At 60.8% G+C, this 10752-nt stretch carries 6 protein-coding genes; 1 reads left to right on the forward strand and 5 read right to left on the reverse strand.

Annotated features, from left to right (window positions below; translation table 11 throughout):
- The 5 genes from JNL55_RS21105 to JNL55_RS21125 all read right to left on the reverse strand — a co-directional run.
- A partial coding sequence (locus JNL55_RS21105; protein WP_293858423.1) for a TonB-dependent receptor plug domain-containing protein occupies positions 1 to 800 on the reverse strand: 800 nt, incomplete at its 3' end.
- A 70-nt stretch (positions 801 to 870) separates the two neighbouring features.
- A complete protein-coding gene (gene nagE / locus JNL55_RS21110) occupies positions 871 to 2598 on the reverse strand; it encodes an N-acetylglucosamine-specific PTS transporter subunit IIBC (protein ID WP_293858438.1) in 1728 nt (575 codons plus the stop codon).
- A 64-nt stretch (positions 2599 to 2662) separates the two neighbouring features.
- Positions 2663 to 5347 carry a phosphoenolpyruvate--protein phosphotransferase gene (gene ptsP, locus JNL55_RS21115; RefSeq protein WP_293858426.1) on the reverse strand — a complete coding sequence of 895 codons (2685 nt, stop codon included), beginning with the start codon at positions 5345 to 5347 and terminating at the stop codon, positions 2663 to 2665.
- Between the two features lie 46 nt (positions 5348 to 5393).
- Positions 5394 to 7424, reverse strand: a complete 2031-nt coding sequence (locus tag JNL55_RS21120) for a family 20 glycosylhydrolase (protein WP_293858429.1) — start codon at positions 7422 to 7424, stop codon at positions 5394 to 5396.
- A gap of 212 nt (positions 7425 to 7636) precedes the next feature.
- Positions 7637 to 10228, reverse strand: coding sequence for a TonB-dependent receptor (locus JNL55_RS21125; RefSeq protein ID WP_293858432.1), 2592 nt, complete (start codon positions 10226 to 10228; stop codon positions 7637 to 7639).
- 266 nt (positions 10229 to 10494) lie between these two features.
- Between JNL55_RS21125 and JNL55_RS21130 the strand changes: the two genes are divergently transcribed.
- Positions 10495 to 10752: GntR family transcriptional regulator (locus JNL55_RS21130; RefSeq protein ID WP_293858435.1), on the forward strand; the 258-nt coding region annotated here is incomplete at its 3' end.

Here is a 10752-nt window from a genome sequence, read left to right on the forward strand (position 1 = left end):
TTCGGCGTCAGGCGGGCCTGAATGCGGCCGGTCTTGTAGTCGGAATCGTTGCCGCCGCCGACGGGATTGATGTTCTTGATCCAGCCGTCCGACTCCTCGATCTGGCCGGACGCACGGATTGCGAAAACGCCGTCCACAATCGGAATATTCACGACGCCATGCCCGGCGCGCGTGTCGTGGCTGCTGTAGTCGAGCCCGATCTCGCCGTACCACTCGTTGGTGGGCTTCTTGGTGATGACGTTGATGGCGCCGCCGACGGCATTGCGGCCGAAGTACGTGCCCTGCGGGCCGCGCAACACCTCGATCCGCTCCAGGTCGACGATTTGCGGATTGCTGGTGCCGGCCACCACATTGAACTCATCGATATAGAACGCATACGTGGCCGGCCGCACGTTCGCGTATTGATTCAATTGGTTACTGATGCCGCGCATGCTCAGGTCTTTGCGATCCCGCGAACCGTCGCTACGGAAGCTGACGTTCGGCGTCAATGCAAAGTAGTCCTCGATGCCTTTGACGTTCTGATCGCGCAACGTCTGCTCACCCACCGCAGTGATGGCAATGGGCACGTCCTGGATGGACTCGGAGCGACGTTGCGCAGTCACCACGACTTCGTCGATGGAAGGTTCTTTGGCATCTTGTGCATCCTGCGACTGCGCCGTTGCAGCTAACAAACAAAGGGCCGGCAGACCCCGTCGCGCGGATCGCTTGAATCGAGTTGGCAGTTGCATGATGTACCCCATCGTTTTTTGTTGACCGAAGTCGTTGGCCAGCAGCGTTGCCTGACCATAGGATGCGCGCATCGCATGCGGGTACAAGCAGATGCGATTACGCAATTTGTTGCGCCCGACGCAACGTTGGGGCGGACTTCGGTTAGCGCAGCTGGCTCAGCTCAGTGAGCAGCCGCGGGGCGGCAGGGCCGACGATGATGTGCAGACTATTAGCAGCAGGCCGCGCGACGCCGCGAACGCCGGCAAGTTTGTTGAGGTCGTCCGAGACGGCCGCCCCGTCGCGAAGCGTGATGCAAAGACGACTGGCGGCTGCACGCAACTCACGAATGTTATCGGCACCGCCCAGCAATTGGAGCAAGTTCGGTGCAGAGACGGCGCTGGGCGCACCGACATTGGTCGTCGTTGGCGTTGCCGCTTGCGTGCCTAAGCTGGCGGGCAGCTTGAGGCCATGACGAATCGATGAGGCCAACTGATCGGCGATCGGACCGACCACCACCTGCAATGTTTGCTGTGACGGGCGCACGAGCCCGCGCGCGCCCAGCGATTTGAGCGCAGCTTCGTTGACGAGCTTCTGATCGGCGATGGAGAGGCGAAGTCGTGTCGTGCAGGCATCGACGGCGACTAAGTTGCCTGCCCCACCGAGCGCACGAATCCAGCCTTGCACGGAATCGTCTTGCGTCGTCGCTTCGCCGGTTGTCGAATTCACATCCTCGATTTCACGGCCGGGCGTCGCCAGGTTGAAGCGCACGATGAAGAATCGGAACAGCCCGTAATACAGCGCGAAGTAGATTAGACCGATGGGTACGAGCCACAGCGGTTGCGTGGCCTGCGAGAAATTCAACACGTAGTCGAACAGACCGGCGGAGAAGCCGAAGCCGATGCGGATGTTGAGCAGGTCCATGATCGCCATCGCAGCGCCTGTCAGTGCAGCGTGAATGCCGTAGAGCACGGGCGCGAGAAACATGAAAGTGAACTCGATGGGCTCGGTCACGCCGGTGAGGAACGACGTAAGCGCCATCGAGAACAACATGCCGCCCACAGCTTTGCGCCGCTCCGGTGCCGCGGTTCGATACATGGCCAAGCAGGCGGCCGGCAAGCCGAACATCATCACCGGGAAGAAACCGGACATGAAAGCGCCCGCGGTTGGGTCGCCAGCGAAGAAACGTTTCAAGTCGCCGGTGACGCCTTGATAGTCGCCGAGCAGGAACCAAGCCATGTTGTTCAAGATGTGATGCAGGCCGGTGACGATCAGCACACGGTTCAATACGCCGTACGCGAACAGACCGAAGGAGTCGGAGGCCAGCACCGCTTCGCTGGCTGTGTCCATGCCGCTTTCGAGCACCGGCCAACCGAACCCGAATGCCAGTGCGAGCACGATGCCCGCCGTACCGCTGGCGATCGGCACGAAACGTCTTCCGCCGAAGAAGGCTAGATAGGCTGGGAGGCGGATGTCGCTGTATTTGTTGTAGAGCCAACCTGCGATTAAGCCGTTGAGCAAGCCTGCCGGTACGCTGAGCTTCGCGAGTTCACGTTCGCGGAAGGCGGCCATGGCAAAGTCGCGAGCTTGTCCGGCGAGTTGGGCGGTGACTTCGGGCGGGACTGCGATGAGGACTTCGGCACCTTTGGTTGTGACTAGATAGCCGACCACACTCGCCAGCCCCGCTGCACCGTGATTCTCTTTGGCCAAACCGACCGCGACACCGATTGCGAACAACAACCCTAGATTGGAAAAGATCGCGTCGCCCGCGGCGGCGATGGCCGGGATGTCTAGCAAGTCAGGCTGTCCTAAGCGGAGTAGTAGCGCTGCGACCGGCAGCACCGCGATTGGCAGCATCAGCGCTCGGCCGACGGACTGCAGACCGGTAATCATGTGTTTCACCTAAACTCTCCCACCGTTATCCACGGCGCATGAGGCTATGTGCTGCGTCGGCCATTCAATCGGCCGGCTGCAGGCCGCGCGCTGGCGCCATCGCATCGTTGGCGAGTGCGCGTACGGCTTCGGCTGTGTCCATAGTTAGAGCACGCTGAGCCAGCTCGCGACAGGCTTCGACGGTCAACGTTCTGATCAAGCTCTTCAGCTGCGGCACTAGCGTCGGCACGACGGAGAGTTCTCGTACTCCCAAGCCAATCAGAATCGGCACGGCTGCCGGCTCCGAAGCCAGTCCGCCACAGACAGCCACGAGCTTGTGATGCTCATCCGCCGCATCCACCGTCATCGCAATCAAGTTCAACACCGCCGGGTGCAAGCCATCGATGCGATGAGCCAACTCCGCATGGCCTCGATCCATCGCCAACGTGTACTGCGTGAGATCGTTGGTTCCGATGGAAAGAAAATCCACTTCCCGCGCAATCCGCCCAGCAATCACAGCTGACGCCGGCGTCTCGATCATCGCCCCCACTTGAAGCAGCTGAGCGACTCCCAACTCCTTGCGCACTTCATCAAGCATGCGACGCACGGCGCGAATCTCCGCCGGGTCTGTGATCATCGGCAGGAGCACGCGACATTGCTCGACTGGCCGTACTCTTAAAATAGCTCGCAGCTGAACTCGCAGCAGATCCGGCCGCCAGAGACTGGTTCGCACACCGCGCAAACCCAGCGCCGGATTCTCTTCGGCGGGCAATGGCAGATAAGGAATGGGCTTATCGCCGCCAATGTCCAAGGTGCGAATCACCAGCGGGCGGTGTTCAAGCGCCTGAGCGATTCCTTGGTACTGTTGTAGCTGTTCCTCTTCGCTCGGCGGCGAGTCTCGATCTAGGAACAGGAACTCGGTGCGGAGTAATCCGCAACCTTCTGCACCGTGAGCAACGGCCACTTGAGCTTCTGCGACAGATCCCAGATTGGCGAACACCTCGATGCGCTCGCCGTCCGCGGTTCGGCAATCGATATGAGCCGCCGCCCGTTCGCTTTGTTGACGCTGCCGACGCTGAGTCAATGTTTGTTCGGCAGCGGCGAGAGCAGTTTGATCAGGGGAGATGGTCAGAGCGCCCTGCTCGGTGTCGAGCACGAGCCAGGCGCCATCTTCAACTGACAGCACGGCCGGCCCGAGCGCCACCAACGCTGGCACTCCCATCGCTGCCGCGAGTATCGCCACGTGCGACGTCGGACCGCCGCCAGCGAGGCAGATGCCTGTGAGCTTGGTTGCGTCTAGCGAGACGAGCTGGGAGGGTTTCAGATCTTCGGCGACTAGGATGGCGCGATCCGGCAACATTGGAATCGAGACCGGCGCTTCACCGCTCAACGCCAGCAGCACTTGTGATTCCAAGTCGATCAGGTCATCGACTCGCTCGGACATCCGAGGATCGCCGAGTGCACGTAAAGTGTCTGCACTGTCTCGCACAGCCCGCCGCCAGGCGAAGGCAGCGCTCTTGCCCCGAGAGATTGCGCGACGAGCAGAGGCGACCAGTTCCCAGTCGTCGATGAATTCCAAGTGAGCGGTGATGACTTCCTTGGCTGCGCCCTGCGAGTGCTCAGCAAGTTGATTCAGCCGAGTGCGAACAACATCCCTCGCCCGCTCGAACTCCGCGCTCTCGTGCCCGATGCCTCGGCCAGCCTCAACAACTGCAATCTCCTCGACCTTCAGAGTGACGGCGCGTCCTACAGCGAGACCGCGACTCGCGATGACGCCTCGCAGCCGATTGATCGCCGCGCCCGGCAACATTCCGACAGCGCGCTCGCCGCCCGCATCACCCTCGCTACGCCCCGACACTCCGAAGCCCGCATGCACGGTGCCGGCATCGCCTACTACTCCGCGGCGTGCGGACGCGGCGAGTTGAGCCATGTCCTGAGCTGCTCGAAGCGAACCACCGTCGCGTGCGCCGCCAGGCGACAACGCGCCAGGCTTCGCAGAAATCGGAGCGGCATGCGGCGCCTCTCGAATTCCCAGCACCAGTTGCTTCAGCTGCTCGAGCGCAGCGAGAGCGGACGGCCCGCGAGCGGAGATGGTCATCTCGTCGCCGTGCTTGACGCCGAGCGCCATCAAGGAGACAGCGCTGCGTGCGTTTGCATGGCGACCGTGAGCAGAGACTGTGATCTCCGAACTCTGAGCCTTGGCGAAGTTGGCAATCAGCGCAGCCGGGCGCGCGTGAATGCCGTGTTCCAACGGAACGACGAAGCCTAGCGTTTGCTCCTGGGATGAGCCATCGATAGCCGCGGCAATTTCGCCGTCAACAGCAACCACATCGAACAAGACATCACCAACATCCACACTGGCACCAGCGCAAACATTAGCAATCGAAAACCGCTCGCCGTTGGTAATCAACAGCGGCGTCAGCAAACTCTTAGCCCCACCCGCCAACACATCGAGATCGAACTTCAACAACGCCTGCCCACGCCGCACGCGATCGCCGGCCTGCACGAGAGATTCAAATCCAACGCCGCCCAGCGCAACCGTATCGATCCCAACGTGCAGAAGAATCTCAGCGCCGTTGTCGGCGCGTATAGCGACAGCATGCTTGGACGAAGCAATCGAAACGACCTCGCCGTCGCAAGGCGCATGCAACGTATCGCCAATAGGATCGATGGCAACGCCATCCCCCAGCAGCCGCTGAGCAAAAACTTCATCCGGCGTCTCGTCGAGCGACGAGCACCAGCCCCGCAACGGCGAATGAAGCGTCAGCATGACTTCCCACCGAAAACAGCAAGCACGCCAGCATTGGCAGAACCGCTCATTCCGGCCTCGCCGAGGCGCCCGAGCGCAGCTCGATGGAGTCGATCACCCAAATGGGATCCAACTGCTTCTGAGTAAACATGAAACACAAATCATGCTTGCCCTCCCTCGGCTCAAAAGGCACAGACGGCAACTCGCTGACAGCAAAGTTGTCCACCGCCGGCGCCAGCGGCAACACTGCGATCCGCTCGCCAGCACAACCATCCACCCGCACTTCCAGCTCACCTGAAGCAGTCGCCGGCTTGCGCAACACAATCTGCTTCACGTCATCGCCAATCTGATAATTGAACGGCACCTGCCCCACCGACGCGACCAGCGAATCGATCCCGCTCAAATCCGCCTCCTTGAACAGCCAGCAAGGCTGCATCACGTCGACCAGAAAGACCGCGCGCTCGCCGGCAATCGGCGCATCGTCCTCCAACGACAAAGGAATCTTGTCACTGCACAACGCCAACTCATGACTGTTACGTCGCCGCGGATCCAAAGCCCGAGCCGGAGGCGCCTCGGCATAACGAACGTTGAGCGCCTTATAACGTTCCAACTGCGCCGGCAGCCGCGCAGAGAATCCAGCCCAATCTTTCGCAGGCGACCACGCCACCTCAGCGAGTGCCGCCGCCTTCGGGAAGGTCATGAACTCGACGCGATCAGGCGTGCGAATGTGCTCGACCCAAACATTCGCCTGCACACCGAGGATGTGTTTGCGCTGTGCCTCCTCAATGGCAGCCGGCGCTGGATCGAAGGCGTACACCTCTTCCACAGAGACGATGCGACCCCGCCCCGGTGGGCTCGCCACATCGTAAGGACGATTGTCGAAGTACAACGTCGGCCAAGGTGATAACACCGTATCGTGCCCCGCCGACGCCGCTGCCACCGCCCCTTTGAGCCCGCGCCACGACATCACGGTGGCATTCGGCGCCAAACCGCCTTCGAGAATTTCATCCCAGCCGATGAGCCGCCGCTGCTTGCTGGCCAAAAACGTTTCCAGCCGCCGAACGAAGTAGCTCTGCAACTCATGCTCATCCTTGACGCCCAGCTCGCGGATGCGCGTCTGAATGCGCTTGGACGCTTTCCATTGATCCTTCACCGCCTCGTCACCGCCGACATGAATGTATTGGCTGGGAAACAAGCTGACGACTTCATCCAGCACGTCTTCCAGGAATCGAAAGGTCGACTCCTCGGCATTGAACAGATTGGGATAGATGCCCCAGTCCGCCGGCACTTGCGCCGACGGCTTCTCCAACACGCCGAGTTCTGGATAAGCCGCGATGGCGGCACTCGCGTGCCCGGGCATATCGATCTCAGGCACGACGGTGATGCCGCGGGACATCGCGTAGGCCACGATGTCCCGCACATTCTCCTGCGAATAAAAGCCGCCATAGAGTCTGGGCTTGCCCGCGGCCGGATCGATGTCGGCCGCTGGTGCTTGCCCGGCAGGTACACGCCACGCGCCGATCTCGGTCAGGCGTGGATATTTTTTGATTTCCAAGCGCCAGGCTTGATCGTCGGTGAGATGCCAATGCAGCACATTCAATTTATGCAGCGCCATCACATCGATGAACTTGCGAATGAACTGGGGCGGTTGATAGTGCCGCGCCGAGTCCAGCATCAGGCCGCGCCAGCCGAACTTGGGCCAGTCTTCGATGGTGACGACGGGCACCACGAACCCTTCTTCATAGCGCGACAACAATTGCCACAACGTCACCGCGCCGTAGAAAAGGCCGCGAGAGTCAGCCGCGGAGACGACGATTCGTCTGGGGGAGGAAACCAACGAATAGCCTTCTACACCCGCCGCGCTCTCGCCGGCCGTGAGATCGAAACGAATGACGTTTTTACCGGGGGCATTGCCGCCAGCACCCAAGCCGACGCCATAGGTTTGTTGGACTAGATCGATGAAATAACGACTGACCCGCTCGCCTTCGGCGCCGTCACCGAACTCCAGCCGAGTCTCGGGCGTGAGCACAAAGACGCCATCACCCGGTTGGATATTGCGCGGCTGAGGAATGATTGCGATCGGCGCACTCGTCGGCACCGCTGCGCGTTTCCTAGCACCATCACAGCTAGCCAATGCGAACACCGCCAGCAGCCCAATGGCAACGCGTTTCCCAGCGACCCTGCATTTGTGCGTCATGCTTGAATCTTGCCGGCAAAGGGCGGCCGCAGCGACGACCGCCGACTCGGATGGGCACGAGCCCTGCGCAGGCCAGGCTGCGGACGGATCAGTCCGCAACCCGGCCTGAACGATTACAGGGCGAATCGTACTCCTGCGAAGTACCGGCGGCCGTTCTTATAGAGGTTCAGCAGTCTGCTTTCCTCGCCGGCGTACTCGTAGTGGGTCTCGTCCAGCATATTCAGCACCTGGGCCGTCAGCTCGATATGCTCGGTCACCCGCCAACCGAACGAGGCGTCCAGCTGGGCGTACTCGTCGTTGGTAACAGCCTGGCCATTGCGGCCGATCTCACGAAAATACTTCGACCGCCAGCCATAGGTCAGGCGGGCATTGATGGTGCCGTTGTCGTAGTAAGGCGTGAGATTGATGGTGTGCTTGGAGCTGAACGGAATCTGCAAACCTTCATCCGTACTGCCATCGGCGTAGGTGTAGTTCGCCTGCAGGCCGAAGTCACCCCACAGCCGGGTCTGATAAGTCAGCTCCGAGCCCTGGATCTCGCCACCCGAGCCGTTGCGCGGACGAGAGACGCTGTAAGTCTCGACCTGGCCGGTGAGGATGTTGAAATGATCTTCATCCGCCGCCTGGCGCACGATGAACGAACGAATGTCCTTATAGAAGAACGTCAGCGCCAACAGGCCTTCGTCGCCCAAGTACCATTCCGCCGACACGTCGAAGTTACTGGCGCGGTACGGATCCAGATCCGGGTTGCCGCCATTGCCCGAGTTCACCGTGTCCAGCAATTCCAGGAACGACGCCAGATCGGAGAAGTTGGCGCGAGCCATGGTGCGAGACGCAGCCATGCGCAAGATCACGTCGTCGGAAAGATCGAACGCGAAATTGAAGCTCGGCAACCAATCGTTGTAATCCTTGGAGACCGAGTTGGGCACGAAGTTGCCCGCCGCACCCTGCGCCGTCGAACCGTTGCTGGTTTGATCGGTCATCACGTAACGCAGACCGATGTTGCCGCGGAAGCCCTGGCCGTTGAAATCGAACTGGGTGTAAGCGCTGGTGATTTCTTCTTCCACGCTGAAGGCAGCTGCCGGGAACGCAGGCAGAGCCCCTGTCACCGCCGCGAGCGTGAATGGATTGCGCAACGGCGCGCCACGCACGAAGCTTTCCAACGCGCCACGATTCACCGTGACCCAGTTTTCCAGGTCGTTGCTGGTATCAGCGCCGTCGAGCATGTTGCCCGGCGTGAGACCGCCGTTGAAATTGGTCAATGATTGACCCGCGAAAGCGCTCGGGTTGATGTTGGCCAAGCGTGCTTGCTGGTCGGTTTGGTGCTCGCGATATTTCACACCGGCGCGCCACTGATTGATGGGGCCCCACTTCAACTCGCGAGTGAAGTCCGCCTGCACATACTGTTCTTCGTCGTGCGTGGGCTGCTGGCGTGACTGACCGAAGCCGATGCCCGGCAGCGACGCCGGATTCGACGGATCGTTGTCGAACGTCATGGACGCGCGCTCGTTGCCAATGTTGTAGCTAAAGCCACCCAGCGCTTCGTACTCGAGGAAATACTGCTGCTGAGTGCCGCCGTCCGCTTCGGTCGTGCCGATGGTGGCGCTGCTGGTCCAACCATCACCGCGCCAGTCGGCTTTCAGATCGACTGCATACGTTTCGACTTCCGAACGACGTGAGATGGCGTCGAGCAGGGTCAGGCCGTCGGTGAAGTCGGCGCTGGTCACGAGACCGTTCGTGACTTGCACGTTGGTGGCGTTCGGCGCGGACAACGGATGGCCGATGAAGGCGTAACGGCTCTGGTTGAAGTTGTCGTACTCGGCCTTGACGTACAAGCCGGTGAGGTTCAACTCGAAACTATCGCTGGGCTTCAACTGTACGCCGAGCGTGCCGCTGGTGCGTTTGCGCTCCTGCTTGAACAACGCGGAGTTGATGGCGTTGGGAAACACCACCGACGGATCGTTGCCGACCGACGCCGCCGGGAAACCGGCCGCGAGCGCGCTCGGATAGCTGAAAGTTTCGATGCCGTGACGAGTCAGCTGTTCTTCCGACTTGAGCGCGGTAATCAAGATACCGAGCGTGTCGGCATCGTTCTTCCAGCTGTACAGCGCCGAATAATTCGGCGAGCCGTCTTCAGCGCGATCGTTGTAGGCGTAGTCGAGCGAAGTACGCAGCGTACCGGCCGGCAAGTCGATGGGCCGACGAGTCTGCAGAATCACCGTGCCGCCGATGCTGCCTTCATCGATGCGCGCCTCGGGGCTCTTATAGACCTCGATGCGCTCGACGATCTCGGGCGCCAGCAGCGTGTAGTTGAACGTGCGGCCCGGCGAATCCAGGATGAACCAGTCGGCGGACGCCACCGTCTGGCCATTGAGCAGAGTGCGATTGAGCGACGGATCGGTGCCGCGAATGCTGACGCGCTCGCCCTGACCGAACTGGCGGTCGATGGTGATGCCCGGCACGTGCGACAAGGATTCGGCCGCGTTCTTGTCCGGGAACTTGCCCATGTCCTCGGCGGAAATGGCGTCGACGATGGCGCTGGACTCGCGCTTGGTCTCCACGGCTTCGCGCAAGCTGCCGCGAATGCCCGAGACGACAACCTCCTCGATCTCAGCCCCTCCTGTGGATTGCGTTTGCGCGACCGCAGCCTGTTGGAACAATGCCAGCGTGACCGCGGCGCCGATCAGAGTCGTGCTTCTCTTGTTCATACGCTCCCTCACCCCTTGGTTGTGTTTTGGACCGGACCAATATGGATCCAATATAGTACCAGTCCGAGCAAAATGCCAAGCCCCGTCAATACCATTTGTTTTTCAGATCAATTTTCAAAGCACATACAGCCAGTTATCAATGGGTCACGGCAGGACCACCAGTACAGTGGTATTGCATTGGTAGTATTCCAATGGCATCGTGTGAGCCACTGGGGCAGCCCATAAATGCACTACAACAGTCCAAATTCATCCCCGAGGAGAGAGCTTTGACGCCGCTGTCCGAGCATCTTCAGCCACTCGACGAAGCCAGCTCCCTGCCGCTGTATCAGCAGCTGCAGCGCAAGCTGCGACTCGCCATCGACAACCGCGTGCTCGGCGCCGACGACGCGCTGCCGCCCGAGCGCGACTTGGCCGAAGAGCTCAACGTTTCACGCATCACCGTGCGCAAAGCCATCGATGGCTTGGTCGAAGAAGGCTTATTAATTCGTAAACAAGGCTCGGGGACGTTTGTCACCAATCGAGTC

Origin of the sequence: Steroidobacter sp. (genome assembly GCF_016790065.1) — a bacterium.
In the GTDB taxonomy this organism is placed as follows: domain Bacteria; phylum Pseudomonadota; class Gammaproteobacteria; order Steroidobacterales; family Steroidobacteraceae; genus Steroidobacter.